This window comes from Microcoleus sp. A6-C6, assembly GCF_036705955.1.
Taxonomy (GTDB): Bacteria; Cyanobacteriota; Cyanobacteriia; order Cyanobacteriales; family Microcoleaceae; genus Microcoleus.
The window spans coordinates 23812-41883 of record NZ_JAUBVR010000036.1 but is presented as its reverse complement, the minus strand read 5'-3'; the positions used below and the strand labels follow the sequence as shown (position 1 = coordinate 41883).

Genomic DNA, 18072 nt, shown 5'->3' with positions numbered 1-18072 from the left:
AAATAAAAAACTAATTACTGACAATTGCCAACTGACAACTAACAATTGATAACAACTAACAATTGATAACAACTGACAATTGCCACCTAACAACTAACAACTGACCACTGCCAACTGCCAACTGCCAACTAACAACTAACAACTAACAATTACCAATGAACAAAACTTACGTCCCTACTAAAGACTCCCTAGAGCACAAGTGGTACGTGGTCGATGCCGCCGATCAGCGGCTGGGCCGTCTGGCAACTGAAGTTGCCACGCACCTCCGGGGGAAACACAAACCCACTTACACTCCTTCAATGGATACCGGCGACTTCGTAATTGTCATCAATGCTGACAAAATTGCTGTTACTGGGAAAAAACGTACCCAGAAAATCTACCGCCGCCACTCTGGTAGACCGGGCGGTATGAAAACAGAAACTTTTGCAAAATTGCAAGCACGTTTGCCCGAAAGAATTGTTGAAGAAGCTATCCGAGGAATGCTGCCTCACACTTCTCTGGGCAGACAACTGTTTACGAAGCTGAAGGTGTACGCTGGCCCTAACCACCCGCACCAAGCTCAACAACCAGAAGAGTTAATTATTCACACGATTCCGGGAGGAAATGACTAATGCAAGCAACAGATACATCCGGCCGCGCTGTGTACTGGGGTACCGGTCGCCGCAAGTGTTCCGTAGCGCGGGTACGTTTGGTTCCCGGCACTGGCATACTGACTGTCAATGGTAAAGAGGGGGATTTGTACCTGCAATTCAACCCTACTTATTTGGCTCTTGCTAAGGCTCCTCTGGAAACTTTGGGTCTGGAAAATGAGTATGATATTTTGGTCAAAGTCGAAGGCGGCGGGCTGACAGGTCAGGCTGACTCGATTCGCTTGGGTGTCGCTAGAGCGCTTTGTCAATTAGACCCGGACAACCGGAAGCCTCTGAAGACTGAAGGCTATTTGACTCGTGACCCACGGGCTAAAGAACGCAAAAAGTACGGTTTGCGGAAAGCTCGGAAAGCTCCTCAATACTCGAAACGGTAATCGAAGGAAGAAAGCCGTTCGACTACACTCAGGAACCGAAAAAGGAAGAAGGAAGAAGGCAAAATTATCCAGATTTTATCTTCCTTTTTTTTTCAATTCTCTTTCTGATTGCTGATTCCGAAAGATATAAGGCAACAAAATTCCTGGTGTTGTTAGTACGCAAGTCCGATGACCAAATAAATGGGACTCAAGCCCCGTGCTTCTAGCACGGCTTTCTGATACGATGTGGGTGGGACTAATCCATAACCCCCACCGGACAGTGAAGGCTCCAGTACGTTGCAAGACCGAAGTAGAGAGTGGACTTCTGAAGACCGGGAAGCCGAAGGGCAATGCGTTGCAGCCTGAAAGCAAAAAAACAGTTAATTGCATGGTGTTTCATTAGTCGCGGGCGGGCAGTTCGAGACTCAAAATGGACGTTGAGAGCGTGTAAGACCTCTTTGGAGGCTGTGCTTGATGAAGCGTCAACCCCATTCAGCGACCGCATCCTGTTCGTAGGTTGTGGCGTGGTGAGGAATCTCTGTGGCTTTAGCCCGGAGAGGATGTCAAAGCTAAAATGGTTGTAAAGTCAAAAATTAGAGAGTAAAAAAAATGGCGAAAGCTGGCATTCACCCTGAGTGGTATCCCGAATCTCAGGTTTTTTGCAACGGGGAACACGTGATGACGGTTGGTTCGACTAGACCAAAGCTTCAAGTTGATGTTTGGTCGGGGAATCATCCTTTTTATACTGGCACTCAGAAGATTATTGATACTGAAGGTCGTGTGGAACGCTTTATGCGGAAATATGGCATGACAGATGTAGAAATGCCGCAGGCAGATGCTTCCTCTGGGCCTCTGAAAATGGAAGAAACCAAATCAGATGCTGCTAAAGGCAAAAAGAAGAAGTAGCCGGATTGTCAATTGTCCGCAGTTTGTTGAAAGTAGTTTTTGCTGACGACAACTTGCCACCCTCGGGTTTTAGATTTTAGATTGAAGAGTTGCAATGCGGCAGTTGAGTTCGATCGCGATTCTACTCCAACTGCTATTCAAATCTAAAGTCTAAAATCTAAAATCTAAAATCTAAAATCGATTGACAACTGACGGAGGACATTTGACAATGGCTGAATCTTATTTGCTGGATAAATTGAAGTCGGTAGAGCAAACTTTTCATGAGTTGACTCGCCGCATGGCTGACCCGGATGTGGCTAGGGATAATCAGGAGTTTCAACGGGTGGCAAAAGCTCGATCGTCCTTAGAAGCAGTGGTCGATACTTTTGATCTGTGGAAAACGACTCAGGAAGATTTGGTGGGCGCGCGGCAGGTGCTTAAGGAAGCTGCGAGCGATCGAGAAATGCAGCTTATGGCCGGGATGGAAGTTGAGGAACTTGAGTCGAAGCTGGAGAATTTGGAAAGTCGTTTGAAGGTGTTGCTGCTACCGCGCGATCCGAACGATGACAAGAATATTATGCTGGAAATTCGCGCGGGTACTGGCGGAGATGAGGCTAGTATTTGGGCGGGAGATTTGCTGCGGCTGTATTCGCGCTACGCTCAAACTGAAGGCTGGCAGGTGAAGTTGGTGAGCGAGTCACTGGCGGACATGGGCGGCTTTAAAGAGGTGATTCTGGAAATTACGGGCGATAGCGTTTATAGCAAGCTGAAGTTTGAGGCTGGGGTGCACCGGGTGCAGCGGGTGCCGGTGACTGAGGCTGGCGGCAGGGTTCATACTTCGACGGCGACTGTGGCTGTGATGCCGGAGGTGGATGATGTGGAGATTCACATTGATCCGAAGGATATTGAGATGAGCACGGCTCGATCGGGCGGCGCTGGTGGTCAAAACGTGAACAAGGTGGAAACTGCTGCGGATTTGTTTCACAAGCCGACGGGTATTCGGATTTTCTGTACTGAGGAGCGCAGTCAGTTGCAGAATAAGGAGCGGGCGATGCAGATTTTGCGCGCGAAGCTCTATGACATTAAGTTGCGGGAGCAGCAGGATGAGGTGAAGTCGCGGCGTTTGGCTCAGGTTGGTACTGGTTCGCGATCGGAAAAAATTCGCACGTACAACTATAAGGATAATCGGGCTACTGACCACCGTTTGGGGGAGAATTTCTCGCTCAATAGTGTTTTGGAAGGGGATATTGAGGGGATTATTCAGACTTGCATTTCTCAGGATCAGCAGGATCGTTTGGCTGAGTTGGCTGCTTCTATTAATTGATGGAGTGATCGGGCGCTAGGCGCATTTTGGGGTCTGCCTTTGGTCTCTGATGACTTGGCGGATGTGGTTGAGTAAGGTGTCCCAAATTGCGTCGGCGCTCTGGACGGGATAGTTGAAATGTTCGAGGTCGTATTGTACAATTATTTCTAGGGGCGCGAGGGTTTGCTGGTTTCGACAACTGGCGATCGCTGCGATCGTCTCTTTTTCCCATCTGGCAAATAATCGGTAGCTGAAAAAGGAACTACATTTTTGTCCTTTCTCGTTCAGGTAAACGACTATTACTTGATGTTGTTTGGGGTAGATTTTGACGATGCGGTTGACGGGGATTTTCAGGGCTTCGGCGGCTTCCGTTTTGGAAATTTGCCAGCACTGGGGCTTGAGCCAACCGGAGGCGGTGAGGCTTTGACGGTTGCGACGTGAGTTGTTGGTGTTTTGGCTGCGTCTTTTGGTCATTTTTGGGGACTCCTGGATCGTGAGGGGCGCTCCGATGCAGTAAAACTATATCTATACTTTTTATTTTAGACTAAACTTACTTGTATGTCAATAGTTGCAAGTTAAGTGTTAAAGCATTAAATGATAATGATTTATAAATTGACCAGTTTACTTGTAGGTAAAGCCGAGTAGCTTTTAAGTCGTGAACATCCAAAATAGAGAAAAACTTAGTGAAATTATCAGAAAAGCGCGCGGAACAATGAGTCAGCGAGCGTTTGGTAAGCTTTTGGGCGTTTCCGCTACTGCTGTTCAGCTTTGGGAAAGAGGCGATACGGTTCCCGATACGGACAACTTGGCTAAGCTCGCTGCGAGATCGGGTTATACGCTGGAAGAATTTCTGAGATTGTTGGATGGCAAGGCAGTTTCAGAAGCTCCAGAAATCAACGATATTGTCAAAAAAATCCAGTTTTTGCCTCTGGGTCAAGTGGCGCTAATTGGCAGAGCTGTGGCGGATAGATTCGCGGCGGCGGCTGAGGTTTCTGGAGATTAAGGCTGGAGTCCAAATCAATTGAGCAGTAAACTGAGTTATGTGTTGATTAAGTGGTGACTCATACTGTGGACGCAGAAGCTAGGAAAAAACTTGTTGAGGTTGTGAAGCTAGCCCGTGGCTCCATGAGTTTTAGCGCTTTTGGTAGGCTATTGGGAGTCTCTGGGTCTGCTGTTCAGTATTGGGAGAAGGGACAGGTACTCCCGGATACGAAAAATTTGACTCAGATTGCCGCAAGAGCAGGCTTTACTATGGAAGAGTTGATGGCCCATCTGGAAGGCAAGCCAATGCCGGAACCAGTCAATACCAACGACCTGCTTAAGAAAATTCAATGTATGCCACTGAGTGACCTAGCAGTGATTGTTCGAGCCGGTGTGGAGCGGTTGGCTGCTGCTGCGGTGGCTTCTGGGCAATGAGTTGCGCTCGATCGCCCTCACCCCTTTTACACAACTAAATCCCGATCGCCCTTAAAAATCCAAAATCCTCTTGCATATCACAAAACGAGTATTTTGTCAAGCATGGCAAGAGTTTTTTTGTGGAGCCCGATCGCCCTTATGAAAAAACCACTCGCCCTATCCCTGACTCAAGATGTCTAAAAACTCTTGTACAATGCGATCGGCTTCTTGTGTACATCTGTTAGCGTCGCAATAGTGGATGATGCGGATGCCGTGGGATGCAAACTGGCGATCGCGCGTTTGATCTTTTTCTGTATCGGGATGGGATATTTCCAGAATACCCCATTTGCCTTGGTGGAAGATCAGGAAGTCGGGTTCTTGGTTTTGTCGGCCTGCGGGTGTTGTGAGTCGGGCTTTGGAGTTGGGGAAGAAAAGGACGGAAGTGCGATCGAGTGCTTCGGCAATTTTCACTTGTTCTTCGCAGCGAAAACACAAATCATTCCAGTGATAAATGCGTTCTTCTGATTTAGACAAAATCCCCTGATTATGCCCGTTTTCAGCCTTGATAATTTCTTCTGATTTTGTCTGATTATCAGATATAACTGCACCCTGCAAATCTGCTGACGAATCAGATTTACTTAGGTTTACGAATAATACTCTGGCTCCGCTTAAGTTAGCACCGCTGAGGTTTACTCCAATGACTTGAGTTCGATTCAAGGTTATTCGCTGTCGTCTAAAATATCGTCTTAGGACTGCTTTAAGATTATTTTTTTTTACTTTTTCGTCAAACGCTTCTGATAGTAGTTTCCAGAGTTTAGAGCCAGCAGACTTGATATATTCATCATCATATTTGGAACTACTAGCAATTTCATCATAAGAGTGTCTGCCTTCCCAACATTGTCTGAAGATTAGCTCTTGCACGTCGTTTAACTGTTCGTCTTCATCTAGGACTGTTTCGACAATGGCGAGAGCTTCATCGACAGTCATGGGTTAAATCCTCTTAAAAGTAGTATCAGATTTGAGCTTGTGTTGGTAGGGTTTGTAGCATTTTGCCCGTGCTTTCACCTTACTCTGGGTAGATTTTAGCACAATTTTTAAGACGTTGCTACTTTTTATCACTTTTTATCACTTTTTGTCACTGTCAAACTCATCCAGAGTTGGTAAGCTGATTTCAATAAAAAACACTCAACAAAAAGAATATAAGGAGAATTATCGTGGAACAGTGGATTAACTTCGAGCAATCTTTTAACCAGCGTTTAAATAGCCAACATTTAGACGAACAACAGACTAAAGCTAGAAACTTCTCGCTTAAAGGTCATGCTTTAGTTAGAGGCGTTGCAGGTTCTGGTAAGTCATTATTGTTGCGGAATCGTATTGAAAGACTAATCGATGAGGGTTATAATGATATTTTAGTATTGTGTTACAATCGCTTTATGAAGGGTTGGATTGATTCAATAATAGCACAAAAAGGCTTGAGTTCAAAAGTAGAGTGTCGAACTTTTCATAGTTGGGCTTATCGCATTGGATACACTTACAAATGGGATGAAATTCCCGAAAAGCGGGAGCAAATTATTGATTTAGTTAAAACATATTATAATGCCAACCCCAAAAAGCGTTATCAAGCAATTCTAATTGATGAAGCTCAAGATTTTTATGATGAATGGTTTATGGCGATGTTATCTGCTGTAGACCCCGATACAAACTCTATCTTTTTTGTCTATGACAACACTCAGTCAGTTTACGGTGAGCAACATCTAAGAAAGCCAGGTTGGACTTGGAAAGATATTGGATTTAACGTCCCAGGAGGTCGTTCGCAAATATTAGATTTAAACTACAGAAACGCGCCACAAATCATAGAATTGGCTTGGCAGTTTATCATTCCTTATTTAGCTAGTGCTGATATGAAGATAGCTAAACGGTCAGAAACTTATGGTAAAATCCGTCATATTGTCGAACCACTCAAAAAGTCTTCTCGCAGTTCATCTATTAACCCAATGCTTGTAAAAAGCGATATGTCTCCCGACAATATAGCTAAACAGGTTAAACTGGCATTGAGCAGTCATCCAGAGTCTTCAATTGGAGTTTTATTGCATCCACAAGAGTCAAAAGACTTTAAATTAGAAATTAGTAAATTTCTGTGGCAATTGGATGTTCCCAATCACGCTCCAATGCGTTCTCAAGAACGAGATCATAACGTTGTAAACCGACCTTTTGTAATTGTAGATTCTTGGAACGCGCTGAAAGGAGTTGAGTTTGATGCAGTTATTATTGCTGGCGTTGACAAAGTGGAAGACTTGCCAGATCCAGATAAAGATTTTTCAGAAAAAGCAGGACTTTATATAGCAATAACAAGAGCAAGAGATCACGTAGTTATGTTATACCAAAATGAAACTAAACTTGTGCAGCAACTTCAAAACATTTTGACAGCACCAGATGTTTTGGAGAGTGATTCAATAGTAAGTGATAAGGCTGCTTAGTGTAAGGTATAGAGCGGTGTCGGTACTTACTGCAAAGGGCGACAAAAGGATGCCCACGAAAACCTGTTTAATGAAATACGCAACTTACCTATATCGACTGATTTGAAGAATACTATGGAAGCGGTTGTTAGAGACGGGAGGGGTTGTTCATAATACTGATAAGCGATCGCACTTCTCTCCTCACTTCTTCCCCACCTTGTCTCATTGCTTGCAAAAAGACTGTTGAAGTTCGATCGCCCTTTCGTCAATTCCCAACAAACCCAAAACTCGATCGCCCTTTCCTCCCTATTAAAAAAGCAGATAAAAAGAGGTGATCGCATCAGCCAGTATTTTCAATACACCTCATCATGGCTGCCAATATCAAGCAAGAGAATTTCCTCATCTCCTGACTCTGGATTCTCAACAAAATTAAATACAATCCGACAGTCATACTCCACAGAACAAGCCCAAGATCCCGCTAACTGACCTTTGAGTTTGTGTGTTTGCAGTGATGGCTCGAAAGAGTTTTCTGCCAAAAGTCTTAAAATAGCTTCAACTTTGGGCTGTAGTTCCGGGTGTTTGCGGATGAGGGCTTTGTAAGCACGTTTAAATGATTGAGCAAAGGTGATAAGTTTCAACGGTTTAGCTCCGCGATCGCTTCATTAACTGTACCTCGAAACACCTTTCCCGATTGATAGTCTTGTTTTCCTTGTGCAATGTTAGCCGCAATTTCGGTGCGGCGGCGATCGCTAATTCTCCGGTGCATGATGACAATTAAAGCAGTTTGTTCGTCTATAGACAAGGTTTCGATCTCGTCTAAAATACTGTCAAATGTTGAGGTTTGCATGGTGAGTTAGGTTTTTTGGGGATGATGGCTGTCTTATTTTACTCAAGTTTAATGGAATTTGCTGAAGGCGATGGGAGGTGCGATTAAATTCCCCGACTTCAAGAAATACCAAACAATAGCATGGGTATCTATCACAACTGCGCTCATAGAGGAAACTCATAAAGGAAAATTCCCCCACATTTCTTCACGGACTTCGGCAATATCCAGCGCTGTAATTTCAATATCCAGATCGCTCCACAACCCGTACAAACTACGCTGAGGTTGTTTCGGAGTAGACTTTTGCTTGAAAAACTGCACGAAGTTTAGAACTTCTTGCTGTTGCTCAGGCTGCAATTGGCGTAAATTTTCTAATACAGCTTGTTCAATTGTCATTATTTTTACTCCCATTCATCTCTCTTCAATAAGACTAGCGGGTTTGCAGTCAATCCCGCAACACAGAAACCGCACGTTAGGCGATCGCCCTTTTTCACCACAAAAATAGACTTTTGCCATATCAATCAAGCAATTTGAAGCGTGCGAGGTTCCGGGATAGATTCACCTTCAGCTTCCCAAGCTTCCAAATACATTTCAATCACTTCTTCGCCACTATGAATAGCTTCCTCGCGAGTTTTTCCGTGAGTGCAAGGCATGACAACGCGATCGGCAAACTCTGGAATCGTCACCAAGAAAAGCTGATCTTCATCAGACCATTGAACAATCATGCTGTATTGACTCATAAATCATCATCCTCCCTTAGCTCATTTAGTTCAGTTAATAACTGTGCTAACTGCTTTTCTAGGTAGAGTGCCACATCCAGCATTAATTAGGGCTTGTTTGACAACTTGATGATAACGGTCTTTTGCAGGCACGATCGCTCTCTTTTGTAGTCAAGGTTGATATTGACTATTCTAATGTATTGCATTAACTACAACAGAATCAAGCGCAGGCGATCGCCCAAATCATCCCAAAGGCGATCGCCCGAACGCAAGTCACAAGTCTCCAAGCATAAAAAGAATTAGAAAGTGCGATCGCTTTTTCAAAGGTACGGGTAAATATCCGAAGTTTAAGAAAAAGTTTCAACAGAATTCATTAATTATCCAACATGGGAGGAGCTTGAAGCCGATCGCCAAAACAAAAATGATACCTAGCGTGTGGGTTGGGCTTGTTGCCTTTACCAGTTGCTAGATATCATTTTGATATCAAAATTGTATTTTTCAATACCCCCAGGGGAATTCGAATCCCCGTCGCATCCGTGAAAGGGATGTGTCCTAGGCCTCTAGACGATGGGGGCGCGTTTTGCGTTGCGTTTGCTTGTGTTCCGCACCTTTATTACCTTAACTAATCTTTCTGAATTTGTCAACTACTTTGCGAAAGTTTTTTTTCTAGTCATCCGAAAGCTGCTCACAGTAGGCTTTGAGGATGGCGGCGCAGTTGCCGATCGCCCCCAAGTGAGCAATCTCAAAGCCGTGGGTGTTCTGCGTCGGGAAAGCCAAACAAGCGGCGCGGGCTACATGGCCGAACTTCATGGCGATCGAAGCATCGCTCCCAAAACCGCTAATCACAGCCAACTGCACCTGTTTGCTGGCTGCTGTGGCTGCGGCGCGCAATTGGGCGTTCAATCCTTCATCGTAGACTCCGTAGCCGTCCTGAACCAGCAAAACCGGGTTTTCGCCGTCGTCGATCGGGTATTCCGCAGCCAGAGGGCAAATTTCCAAAGCAATCAGCGCCTCCAAAGGCTGGCGCTGCGTGAAATACAAAGCTCCGATCGCCCCAACCTCCTCCTTCGCCGAAGCCACCAAATAAACATTCACCGCAGGCTCTGTCAAACATTCCGCCAGAGCCAGCAAAATCGCCACTGAAGCCTTGTTGTCCAGGGTGTAGCTTGCGATCCAATCTTTCAACCGCAGCGGGCGCTTGCGGTGCTTTCCCACCACCATCCGCGTGCCCGATCGAATTCCGGCCTCGGCCAATTCCTCGGCGGTACACTTGGTTTCAATCCAGGCATTTTCCCACTTGACAGCAGCATCTTCCTGCTGAGCTTTTTGAGGAGATTCGTGAGAAACGTGGCGACTCCCGAAGCTGAGAATGCCGCTAATTGTTTGCTTGTCTCCCAACAAATCGACAACACCTTCGCCATAAACCCAAGGAAAGGCGCCGCCCAACCTGCGAACTTCAACGCGGCCACGATCGCCTATGGTTTTAACTAGGGCGCCAATTTCGTCTTTGTGGGCGGTAATGGCGATCGACTTTTCGGGATTGCGGCCTTTAATTAGGGCGATCGCATTATCCGCGCGATCGATCCAAGCATTCACTCCCAGGGCGGCGAATTTTTCCATCAACCGCTGGTTAATTTCCGACTCCGCACCGCTGGGTGAGTGCAGCATGACTAACTCTTCGATTGTTTGGAATAGGCGATCGAACTCTAACATTTTTGATTCTCGTCTTTTCGAGCGTATTTTGACATATTTTAAAGCAGATTTATTCTGTCTAGCAATCCTATTTTCTGAAGTGAACCCGATTTTTTTTTATTAACAACAGAGGCCGCAGAGGGATGTTTAAACATTGACACACCTTCGCCACCAAAGAAACTGGGTTTCTGATACCTTTGCGCGCTGACCTCATAAACCGGGTTTCTTGCGATTCTTCTCGTCACCAAACCTAAAATTCGTAGAAACCAGGTTTTTCGTCCCTAGGTCAAATATAGTCCGAAATATTGTTATCATAAACTTGAAAAAATATTAATTTCTTTCTATGTTTTTCCATAAACTTCAGCAACTGATGCAGCGCAAAATTAGAGCAAAAAAGTTAGGCATAGAATTTAACAGAGTTGCTAGCTTTCAATTACCCGATAATTTGCTTGTCCAAGGAAAGCGTCATCAAGTCAACGTGCCTTCAGAGAAAGGTATGGACGGAGAATTTATAGAAGTGCTTTTAGACGACTGCTACGGAGTCGAACAATTATCTCAATCGCTGAGGACAATTATTGATGTTGGAGCGAATGTCGGGTTATTTCCGATTGCGGCGAGGAATAGGTTTCCCCAGGCGGTGATTCACGCCTACGAAGCTAATCCCAACTTAGAAATTTACCTCAAACATCAATCTGAAATCGCAAATTTTACGTATTTTATGGAAGCTTTAGGAGACCGAGATGGTAAAGTAGTGCTGGATATTCGGGAAGTATCGGGAAAAACGCGATCGACTGTCAGCGAAAACGGCGACATACCGATGGTATCGTTGAAAAGGGCGATCGAGCGAATGGGCGGCAGCGTCGATTTAGCCAAAGTAGACTGCGAAGGTGCAGAATGGCTGTTATTGGAAGACCGAGATTCTTGGCAACTCGTGCAAAACCTGTCTTTAGAATATCACTTGTGGTCTGGTCACACTCACGCCGAAACCCGACAAATTATTGAAAATTTAGGATTTGAGGTCAGAAAACAAATACCAATAGATAAATGGTACGGCTTAATCTTAGCATCCCGAACCCACAACCCTCAATAATATAGCAGAAGGAAGAAGGAAGAAGGAAGAAGCAAGAAGGAAGAATAAGGAAGAAGGAAGAAGGAAGAAGCAAGAAGAAAGAATAAGGAAGAAGGTTTGTAGTGAGGAATTCAGTCCTCCAAGTTTTAGAATGACTGATGTCCTCACTACGAACCAATTTTAACAGGAGTTGGGTTAAATCTGTTCTTCACCTTGATTGAAATGGTGAATTCCTTGATTTTTCTCGACGTGCGCAATAGTATCTTCGGGAATATTGAGGATACCTGTGGATGGTTCTTGACTTTGTGGCAAAGCTTGTTCCTTGTTTTTGCGATCGGCAATTTCGCGCTGCAACTTATCAATTATTTGTTGAAAACGAGCTGCTTGCTTGAGCATTTCCTGTTCAGAAAAATCTAGCAATTGAATCAGGTTAGCAACCTGATGTTCAAGTAATTGATTTTCATAAACATTGTGAGATTGTACAATGTTTTCCGATGTTTTTGAACAAGTGAAAATATCTTTTTCGTCGAAAAGAGACAGGGCTGTTTTGACACTAAGTGCCAAATGTTTAAACAGTTGGGCTGTGCTTGCAGGAATTTTTACTTTGATAAAAATGACTACAATAAACAAACTTCCCGACTCTAGCAGTCCCCCAAATGCCAAGACAGACTTGACTCCGTAGGGAATAATTAAGGAATCTTGTTCGGGAATAAAAGGGCTGCCTTTTGCCTCGGATACGTGAAAAATATTTAATACTGCGGGTTCTAATTGCCGGAATCTTTCTGGCTCAATTCCGATCACTGTAGGAATGTCTAAACCGAACTGTTTGATTGTTTCTGAAATCGCAGGCATTTTATCTACTAATTCGGTACTAACTAATGGAATAGCTATATTTTCTGCTGCTGTGTGCCGAGAATTCCAGTGCGGGTCGGCGCCTGCTGCTGCTAACAAAGTCCAGCATTTCATGTCGGCTGCTGGGGATTTGCCGTTCATTAAGCGGCGGGCGGATTGTTGCAATGAGTCTTCTAATTCCCCGTAGGGATGAGTCTTGAACAAACGCACCAAAACACAGCTATTTTCTCCTGTTTGTGAATCGCAAAAATGTTGGTAAATATACTTGACAATTTTCTCGCTGCTGGCTTCCATACTAGCAGAATTTCTACCGAACTGGCGCAGGACTAAACTGCATTTCGCGATGTCTTGCGGGGTAAATAGGCTAATATCGTACATTGAAAAACGCTCTCCCAGACTCAAACACTCTTTTTCATTTATCCTTAAGTCCGTTACCCCATCCGGAATCATACTGAGAGTTTTGAAAAGTGTTGGTTAAAATATGTACAAAATTGGTCAGGAAAATGCAGCGATTGTGCGGAATAATACAGAAATTAAGACTAGGTAATAGAAAAAATCTATCGCTTAGGAGCGCCTTGGCGGACACAGAGGCTGGTGTATGGTGTTTGAAAGGATTTTTGACGCTGACTCGCGCAGAGAAATTTAAGAAACGGGACTTTTCTACTACTATCCCTCGGCTGTTACGGCGAGTTTTCGTGCGTCGAACTAGGTTTCTGGGTAATATCGTTTCCGGTAGCATCGGTATTATTCAATTCTTGATCAGGTGCGTGAGTGTAAATAGTCTCATGCGTGTGGATTTAATGATTTCTAGTTCTCACGCACCCTACAAATAAATAGTTCCGATGCTGTTTACCGCCCCAAACAACTTTACTGGGCTGGTTGAGATTTGGCTTGGAGAGCATCTTCAGCCGACAATCCCTGATCTTGAATGCCAAAATACCACAAACTAGCAGCAGCTTCGGCGCGAGTCACGGATTTCTTGGGCTGAAACAGAGTTGTAAAACCAAAAACGCGACGAATATTCGCCAAGTCTCCATTGTTAAAATCAGCTAAAACTGCCCGCGACGACTGGGAATCAATCTTAGAAGCATCTTGAAAACCCCATTTTTCTTTCACTCCCTCAATGTTTGCTGTGGGTAAAACTTGACGAGTATCTAATGGTACTTTCCAGAGAATCATTGTTTCGCGGGTTAAAGGTGCATCGGGACGAAATTTCAGATCTTTCGTTTCTCCAGAAAGCGAACTCGGAATTAAACCGGCTTCTGCTAAACCTTGAATTGCTGAAAAATCTGGGTCTGTTTTGGGTATGTCGGAAAATGCCGGTTCGCTAGATTCTACTGCTAATCTAATTTGTTTGGCTTGACGGCTGGTATAAATCTGATTGTTTGCTGCTACTAACCAGCGGGCGTATTCGCGGCGGGTGACAATTTTGTTGGGTTCGGGTAAAGTGTTGTCAGTTTCTAAATTAGCACCGCTTTTTAATCGCACTTTCAGCACTTCCAACTGAGCCAAATCTGCCACATACTGCTGCAACTGTTGAGGAATTTTGGTGTCTAGCTGGCTAACTTTTGCTGATTTGGGCGAAGGAGATGGCGTGGGAGTAGTTCCCTCTGAATTCGATGGAGTTGGTGAAGCGGTTGGAGATGCGGTAGACTCGGAATTGTCAGGTTGGGGACTGGCTGCAATTTCTGGGCTGTCTTTGCTATAGTCGATCGCAAATTCTGTAGAACCCCCTACTTTTTGAGTCGGAGAAAGCAACACTGTTACCCGCAATTTATCTCTGGTTGCTACCAAAGAACCTTGTCCTTCGGTGATTGGGCGGCTGACTATTTGCCAATTGCGCCGTCCAAACTCTGTCTGATAAAAGTTTTGAACCGAATTAACCGGATCTGTGCTTTCCCAACGCAGCCGCACATTTTTTGGCGAAGCATCGGTTGCCGCACCAACTTCGACCAACTGAGCATTAGGATAGAGTGGAATTTCTGTCGGGAAATCGTCCGGGAGTCTGGCGGTTGTGCTGGTTTCAACTGCTGTCGCTGGTGACGGGGAAGATAAAACCGCTGGATTTTGTTGTAATTTGGGATCGGCGGCTATGGATTCTTCGAGGGCTTTACTGTTGGGGCTGTTTGCGCAAGCTGTGACAGCAGCCAGCAGACACATAGCTAGCCAAGTATTTACAGCAGCGAGTATATTAGTTTTATTGGTTTTACTGGTTTTAGCTTGCCCCATCGAGTTGCGTTGCCGTTGAGTAAATATAGTATTCAGCATAAATCCCTCGTTTGCGGATATATTTCTAGGCTAGCGCAGATCGATCGGACAAATATAATTTTTACCGAAATGAAATTTCTGTATATCATCCTAGTTACTGCTACATTACTCGTCTCGGCCCTCAAGTTTACCAGTCCGGCAAAAGCTGAAGTTGCCCCGCTGCGGACGGCACTTCCTCAGCCGGAGTGGCACCCGTTTTGCTCGGCGATGGGTCAATTTGCGATCGATATGCCGGGAACTCCCAAAATTAATACTGAAACTTTTTCAACTCAAATTACCACTCATACATACAGATCGATCTTAAAAAACCAAGAAACTTATTTACTTCAATACTTTGACCTAGATTTTCGGATCAGCAACAATAATATCAAAATTACTTTAAATAATGCCGTGGATTTTTTTGTCGTGGCTGCGAATGCTAAATTGCTGCAAGTACGGGATATTTCGCTGGGTGGCTATCCGGGAAAAGAGTTTGAGTTTCAGCCACTTTCCCCCAAACAACCTGTAGGTGTAGGTCAAGTTTTTTTGGTGGAAACCCGCATTTACGGGCTGCTTACTACTACCCCAGAACCAGAAAATGCTCAAAAATTTCTCGACTCTTTTCGTTTGTATTGAAGCAGGAAGTTCGGCAAGGGATGTCAGTCATCAGTCATCAGTCATTAGTCATCAGTCATTAGTCATTAGTCATTAGTCATTAGGAAAAAATAGTTTTGAGTGGCGAGCTGATCTATTAATACAACTTATAGCGGTTCTCAAAAAAGTGAGGAGAGCCTCATGCCCTATGCCCCATGCCCGGTTTGCCCTATTCTGGAAGCGTACCTGATCTTTCTGAGAAAGGCTATACATTTTTGAACTTGGTGTCTCTGAAAATATTAGCTTTGGCAACTAAAAATATCGGAATCAACCTGATTTATGATGAATAGTCCGTCCCAGAATAATTAAGTTAAATTTAATCTAATACCACTTTCCAAAAAGAATACAACTGTAGGTCAGATTCAAACCCATATTCAGTAGATCATGCCCAATCGCAAATCGCATAAGGCCTTATTTGTTTTTTGTACTCTATCTAACGATAGAGGTAAAAGTTACACCTGTGGAGCGATGTAGCAGCTTCCTCAATTTTATATATTTGATATAACGCTTTTTAGATCGTAGAAAGCACCACATAAATTTTTGTGTGGCTTAATTTACTTCCACGAAGTCTGGCTCATCGAAAGCTTACCCGGAGGGTACTAATATATCATGAACAAATTAACACCTATTCTCATCAGCGGTCTCCTATTATTTGGAGCTGCTGCTTGCACTGGCGACGCTAAAACTAGCGCTGATGCTCCTAATTCTACCACAGAAAATGTCAAGAGCCCGCCCCCAGCCGAGAATATTCAAAAAACTCAGGGCGACGCCACTAGCCAGATTCGCCAAAACCAAGCAAATTCTGATATTAGGGCCAGAGAACAGCGCAACAACGTGACGGGCGGCGATGCAATGAGAGCCGATGGTGACCTCAAAAGTGAAGTTCGTTCTAAGTTGGAAGTGAACATCACTAAAGGTCAGCTAACTGTTGACGCCAAAGACGGGGCTGTTACCGTAGGTGGCACAGTTCCCAGTCAAACTGATTTAGCTAAAATTGAACCCCTAGCTAAAGAGATTAAGGGTGTAAAAACGGTGAATGTTACGGCTGTTGTCGCTCCCGCAGCACCCGCATCGCCTAGCAAGTGATAAATTTGAAGGAAGAAGGAAGAAGGAAGAAGGAAAGTTAGGCTTGTTAAAATTGGCTATAAAGCTGATCGCAACGCCTACGTGACTCTTCCGGGTAGCGGGGGTTTAAGTTGAAGAGTTTAAGATTCATGCAATCAAAACTCCCAACTCAAAACTCGACTAATACCTGAAATTCCCATTACCAATTTCCGACTAATTTCTGATAATGAGTGGAAAATTAGCCTGAAGATAGAGACTGAATTTATTCCCAGCGACCGATGAAAAATGTTGGGAAAAAATGAGTAAATGTGATTGATGGCAGCAAGCAGAGCATAAATTCTGTAGCTGTGTAAAAGTAGTTTATTTTGAAGGAGAAAAAAAATGTCTTTAGGTCAATACAAGCGAGCTGTAGGATCGTTTTCTAATTACCGCGATACGGAACTAGCCTTGATGGAACTGCAAAGTGCTGGCTTTCCGATGAATAAAGTTTCGGTAGTTGGGGAAAGTCTCAATGGCAGCGAAATTGCGGGCGCTACAACTGCTAAGAGTACCGACGAGAAAGTGGGCGGTGGCGCGAAAGCTGGCGCGACGGCGGGAGTAGTGACGGGCGGTTTGATTGGCTTGCTGGGCAGCATTGGGGCGCTGGCGATTCCGGGAGTTGGCCCGGTGATGGCGGGGGGCGCGATCGCCACTCTGCTGGCTGACACTGTTGTCGGAGGCGCGATTGGGGCAGCAGCGGGCGGTTTGGTGGGCGGTTTGGTCGGTTTGGGTGTTCCCGAAGCCAAAGCTAAAATTTATAGCGATCGCATCTCGCGCGGAGAATATTTGGTATTCGTCGAAGGAACGGATGCCGAACTTGCTACCGCCGAAGGAATTATGAGCGTGCGGGGCATTCAGGATTGGGGCATTTATGATGTGCCGGCAGACACTGGCCGCAGATCTATGGATCGCCACAAGCGCGCTGTGGGCGTGTTTTCTACCCGCCGCGAGACGGAACACGCGCTGGCAGAACTGAGAACTGCGGGTTTCGACATGGATCGGGTTTCGGTCATCGCGAAGGATGCCGACTCTAAAGCGGATATCGCGGGGATTGACGTGCAGGAAAGCGCGGACAACAAAGCCGATGAAGGGGCGACCAAGGGCGCGCTCACAGGCGGCACGCTGGGCGGTTTGACTGGCTTGTTGGTAGGCCTGGGCGCGCTGGCAATTCCGGGTATCGGGCCGATTATGCTGGCTGGAGCTGCGGCTACGACGATCGCCACTACACTCGCGGGTACTGCTTTGGGTGCGGCTGCCGGCAGCTTGATCGGAGCTTTAGTCGGTTTGGGAATTCCCGAAGAGGAAGCCAGAGCTTATAACGATCGAGTCGCGAGAGGAGATTACTTGGTGCTGCTTGATGGTAGCGAAGCAGAAGTCGCTAAGGCTGAAGCAATTATGAGCCGCGGAGGCGTTCAGCATTGGAACACCTACGACTACCCCAGCGTGGATACCGCTCGCGCAGATTACGGCGCTCCCGGCACTCCGGGCGTTGATACTACGGCTGATATTTACGACCCCAATCAGGGCGTTACGGGCCACCGTCGGGTTTAGATAGTTGAGGTTTGGTTTGGCTATTGTTTCTACTTCCCGTAGGGATGGACGCACTGGCGCACTTGGATTGTCGAAGCCGTAGGCCTTGAGCGCCATGTCGGTAAAATTATCTCAAAAGTCGGCTTTTTCTGTGAAAGCCGGCTTTTGTTTTGTCCTGGAAAGTTTAAAAAAAGCGATTTGTTAAAAGTTTAATTTTGATTGGCGAGCTGGGCTTTTTGCTGGAAGCTCGATCGGCGCCCTTAATTTTGATACCCTAAATCCGCAGCGCTTTTGGAGTCTGTAACACTCACTACTGCTCGATTGCAAACTCCGCAGTATT

The 18072-nt window shown here is 45.3% G+C and carries 21 protein-coding genes and 1 tRNA gene; 11 read left to right on the top strand and 11 right to left on the bottom strand.

What is annotated here, in order from left to right:
* Nucleotides 1–155 precede the first annotated feature (155 nt).
* From rplM to prfA, 4 genes are all read left to right on the top strand, one after another.
* Nucleotides 156–611: a 50S ribosomal protein L13 gene (gene rplM, locus QUB52_RS16050; RefSeq protein WP_265233148.1), complete on the top strand. Its 456-nt coding sequence runs from the start codon at nucleotides 156–158 to the stop codon at nucleotides 609–611.
* Nucleotides 611–1024 (top strand): 30S ribosomal protein S9, encoded by a 414-nt coding sequence (rpsI, locus tag QUB52_RS16045; protein WP_194067224.1) that lies wholly within the window; start codon nucleotides 611–613, stop codon nucleotides 1022–1024. Before rplM ends, rpsI begins: the two co-directional genes overlap by 1 nt.
* Nucleotides 1025–1612: 588 nt before the next feature.
* Complete coding sequence (gene rpmE, locus QUB52_RS16040) at nucleotides 1613–1909, top strand: 50S ribosomal protein L31 (RefSeq protein WP_265233147.1); 297 nt, start codon at nucleotides 1613–1615, stop codon at nucleotides 1907–1909.
* 208 nt (nucleotides 1910–2117) lie between these two features.
* Nucleotides 2118–3212: a peptide chain release factor 1 gene (gene prfA / locus QUB52_RS16035; protein ID WP_332973925.1), complete on the top strand. Its 1095-nt coding sequence runs from the start codon at nucleotides 2118–2120 to the stop codon at nucleotides 3210–3212.
* Nucleotides 3213–3227: 15 nt separating this feature from the next.
* Here prfA and QUB52_RS16030 read toward each other — a convergent pair whose 3' ends face one another.
* On the bottom strand, nucleotides 3228–3665 hold the full coding sequence (locus QUB52_RS16030) for a hypothetical protein (RefSeq protein WP_332973927.1): 438 nt from the start codon (nucleotides 3663–3665) through the stop codon (nucleotides 3228–3230).
* A gap of 181 nt (nucleotides 3666–3846) precedes the next feature.
* On the opposite strand from QUB52_RS16030, the gene QUB52_RS16025 reads away from it, so the two are divergent.
* Together QUB52_RS16025 and QUB52_RS16020 are read left to right on the top strand one after the other, a co-directional pair.
* Nucleotides 3847–4194 (top strand): helix-turn-helix domain-containing protein, encoded by a 348-nt coding sequence (locus QUB52_RS16025; RefSeq protein WP_332973928.1) that lies wholly within the window; start codon nucleotides 3847–3849, stop codon nucleotides 4192–4194.
* Between the two features lie 65 nt (nucleotides 4195–4259).
* Complete coding sequence (locus QUB52_RS16020) at nucleotides 4260–4607, top strand: helix-turn-helix domain-containing protein (RefSeq protein ID WP_332973929.1); 348 nt, start codon at nucleotides 4260–4262, stop codon at nucleotides 4605–4607.
* Between the two features lie 156 nt (nucleotides 4608–4763).
* Here the strand turns inward: QUB52_RS16020 and QUB52_RS16015 are convergent, their stop codons facing one another.
* The gene (locus QUB52_RS16015) at nucleotides 4764–5573 is read right to left on the bottom strand and encodes a pentapeptide repeat-containing protein (RefSeq protein WP_332973931.1); all 810 of its coding nucleotides are present in this window, start codon (nucleotides 5571–5573) and stop codon (nucleotides 4764–4766) included.
* Nucleotides 5574–5800: 227 nt separating this feature from the next.
* On the opposite strand from QUB52_RS16015, the gene QUB52_RS16010 reads away from it, so the two are divergent.
* Nucleotides 5801–7063, top strand: coding sequence for a UvrD-helicase domain-containing protein (locus QUB52_RS16010; RefSeq protein WP_332973932.1), 1263 nt, complete (start codon nucleotides 5801–5803; stop codon nucleotides 7061–7063).
* Between the two features lie 332 nt (nucleotides 7064–7395).
* Here QUB52_RS16010 and QUB52_RS16005 read toward each other — a convergent pair whose 3' ends face one another.
* From QUB52_RS16005 to QUB52_RS15975, 7 genes are all read right to left on the bottom strand, one after another.
* The gene (locus QUB52_RS16005) at nucleotides 7396–7680 is read right to left on the bottom strand and encodes a type II toxin-antitoxin system RelE/ParE family toxin (protein ID WP_194062326.1); all 285 of its coding nucleotides are present in this window, start codon (nucleotides 7678–7680) and stop codon (nucleotides 7396–7398) included.
* Entirely contained in the window at nucleotides 7677–7889 is a 213-nt protein-coding gene (locus QUB52_RS16000; RefSeq protein WP_332966308.1) for a hypothetical protein, read from the bottom strand. The genes QUB52_RS16005 and QUB52_RS16000 overlap by 4 nt, the downstream gene beginning before the upstream one ends.
* A 156-nt stretch (nucleotides 7890–8045) precedes the next feature.
* A complete protein-coding gene (locus tag QUB52_RS15995) occupies nucleotides 8046–8261 on the bottom strand; it encodes a hypothetical protein (RefSeq protein WP_332973934.1) in 216 nt (71 codons plus the stop codon).
* Between the two features lie 125 nt (nucleotides 8262–8386).
* Nucleotides 8387–8605: a type II toxin-antitoxin system HicB family antitoxin gene (locus QUB52_RS15990; RefSeq protein WP_332973936.1), complete on the bottom strand. Its 219-nt coding sequence runs from the start codon at nucleotides 8603–8605 to the stop codon at nucleotides 8387–8389.
* Between the two features lie 199 nt (nucleotides 8606–8804).
* A complete protein-coding gene (locus QUB52_RS15985) occupies nucleotides 8805–8948 on the bottom strand; it encodes a hypothetical protein (RefSeq protein WP_332973937.1) in 144 nt (47 codons plus the stop codon).
* A 138-nt stretch (nucleotides 8949–9086) separates the two neighbouring features.
* Nucleotides 9087–9159 (bottom strand) — tRNA-Glu (locus tag QUB52_RS15980).
* A 91-nt stretch (nucleotides 9160–9250) separates the two neighbouring features.
* Complete coding sequence (locus tag QUB52_RS15975) at nucleotides 9251–10297, bottom strand: M42 family metallopeptidase (RefSeq protein WP_265233136.1); 1047 nt, start codon at nucleotides 10295–10297, stop codon at nucleotides 9251–9253.
* 322 nt (nucleotides 10298–10619) lie between these two features.
* Between QUB52_RS15975 and QUB52_RS15970 the strand changes: the two genes are divergently transcribed.
* Nucleotides 10620–11366: an FkbM family methyltransferase gene (locus tag QUB52_RS15970; protein WP_265233135.1), complete on the top strand. Its 747-nt coding sequence runs from the start codon at nucleotides 10620–10622 to the stop codon at nucleotides 11364–11366.
* 174 nt (nucleotides 11367–11540) lie between these two features.
* Here QUB52_RS15970 and QUB52_RS15965 read toward each other — a convergent pair whose 3' ends face one another.
* Both QUB52_RS15965 and QUB52_RS15960 read right to left on the bottom strand, forming a co-directional pair.
* The gene (locus tag QUB52_RS15965) at nucleotides 11541–12575 is read right to left on the bottom strand and encodes a histidine kinase (protein ID WP_265233134.1); all 1035 of its coding nucleotides are present in this window, start codon (nucleotides 12573–12575) and stop codon (nucleotides 11541–11543) included.
* A 489-nt stretch (nucleotides 12576–13064) separates the two neighbouring features.
* Nucleotides 13065–14465, bottom strand: a complete 1401-nt coding sequence (locus QUB52_RS15960; protein ID WP_332973938.1) for an S-layer homology domain-containing protein — start codon at nucleotides 14463–14465, stop codon at nucleotides 13065–13067.
* Between the two features lie 69 nt (nucleotides 14466–14534).
* On the opposite strand from QUB52_RS15960, the gene QUB52_RS15955 reads away from it, so the two are divergent.
* From QUB52_RS15955 to QUB52_RS15945, 3 genes are all read left to right on the top strand, one after another.
* Nucleotides 14535–15080, top strand: coding sequence for a hypothetical protein (locus tag QUB52_RS15955; RefSeq protein ID WP_265233132.1), 546 nt, complete (start codon nucleotides 14535–14537; stop codon nucleotides 15078–15080).
* Nucleotides 15081–15707: 627 nt separating this feature from the next.
* On the top strand, nucleotides 15708–16184 hold the full coding sequence (locus QUB52_RS15950; protein ID WP_265233131.1) for a BON domain-containing protein: 477 nt from the start codon (nucleotides 15708–15710) through the stop codon (nucleotides 16182–16184).
* A gap of 360 nt (nucleotides 16185–16544) precedes the next feature.
* A complete protein-coding gene (locus tag QUB52_RS15945) occupies nucleotides 16545–17753 on the top strand; it encodes a general stress protein (protein WP_265233129.1) in 1209 nt (402 codons plus the stop codon).
* The last annotated feature ends 319 nt before the right edge of the window (nucleotides 17754–18072 follow it).

What these genes read in the sequence shown, in the direction of transcription:
- rplM (WP_265233148.1), top strand. Translation starts at nt 156, where the DNA reads ATGAACAAAACTTACGTCCCTACTAAAGACTCCCTAGAGCACAAGTGG.
- rpsI (WP_194067224.1), top strand. Translation starts at nt 611, where the DNA reads ATGCAAGCAACAGATACATCCGGCCGCGCTGTGTACTGGGGTACCGGT.
- rpmE (WP_265233147.1), top strand. Translation starts at nt 1,613, where the DNA reads ATGGCGAAAGCTGGCATTCACCCTGAGTGGTATCCCGAATCTCAGGTT.
- prfA (WP_332973925.1), top strand. Translation starts at nt 2,118, where the DNA reads ATGGCTGAATCTTATTTGCTGGATAAATTGAAGTCGGTAGAGCAAACT.
- QUB52_RS16030 (WP_332973927.1), bottom strand. Translation starts at nt 3,665, where the DNA reads ATGACCAAAAGACGCAGCCAAAACACCAACAACTCACGTCGCAACCGT.
- QUB52_RS16015 (WP_332973931.1), bottom strand. Translation starts at nt 5,573, where the DNA reads ATGACTGTCGATGAAGCTCTCGCCATTGTCGAAACAGTCCTAGATGAA.
- QUB52_RS16000 (WP_332966308.1), bottom strand. Translation starts at nt 7,889, where the DNA reads ATGCAAACCTCAACATTTGACAGTATTTTAGACGAGATCGAAACCTTG.
- QUB52_RS15995 (WP_332973934.1), bottom strand. Translation starts at nt 8,261, where the DNA reads ATGACAATTGAACAAGCTGTATTAGAAAATTTACGCCAATTGCAGCCT.
- QUB52_RS15990 (WP_332973936.1), bottom strand. Translation starts at nt 8,605, where the DNA reads ATGAGTCAATACAGCATGATTGTTCAATGGTCTGATGAAGATCAGCTT.
- QUB52_RS15975 (WP_265233136.1), bottom strand. Translation starts at nt 10,297, where the DNA reads ATGTTAGAGTTCGATCGCCTATTCCAAACAATCGAAGAGTTAGTCATG.
- QUB52_RS15970 (WP_265233135.1), top strand. Translation starts at nt 10,620, where the DNA reads ATGTTTTTCCATAAACTTCAGCAACTGATGCAGCGCAAAATTAGAGCA.
- QUB52_RS15965 (WP_265233134.1), bottom strand. Translation starts at nt 12,575, where the DNA reads ATGTACGATATTAGCCTATTTACCCCGCAAGACATCGCGAAATGCAGT.
- QUB52_RS15960 (WP_332973938.1), bottom strand. Translation starts at nt 14,465, where the DNA reads ATGCTGAATACTATATTTACTCAACGGCAACGCAACTCGATGGGGCAA.
- QUB52_RS15955 (WP_265233132.1), top strand. Translation starts at nt 14,535, where the DNA reads ATGAAATTTCTGTATATCATCCTAGTTACTGCTACATTACTCGTCTCG.
- QUB52_RS15950 (WP_265233131.1), top strand. Translation starts at nt 15,708, where the DNA reads ATGAACAAATTAACACCTATTCTCATCAGCGGTCTCCTATTATTTGGA.
- QUB52_RS15945 (WP_265233129.1), top strand. Translation starts at nt 16,545, where the DNA reads ATGTCTTTAGGTCAATACAAGCGAGCTGTAGGATCGTTTTCTAATTAC.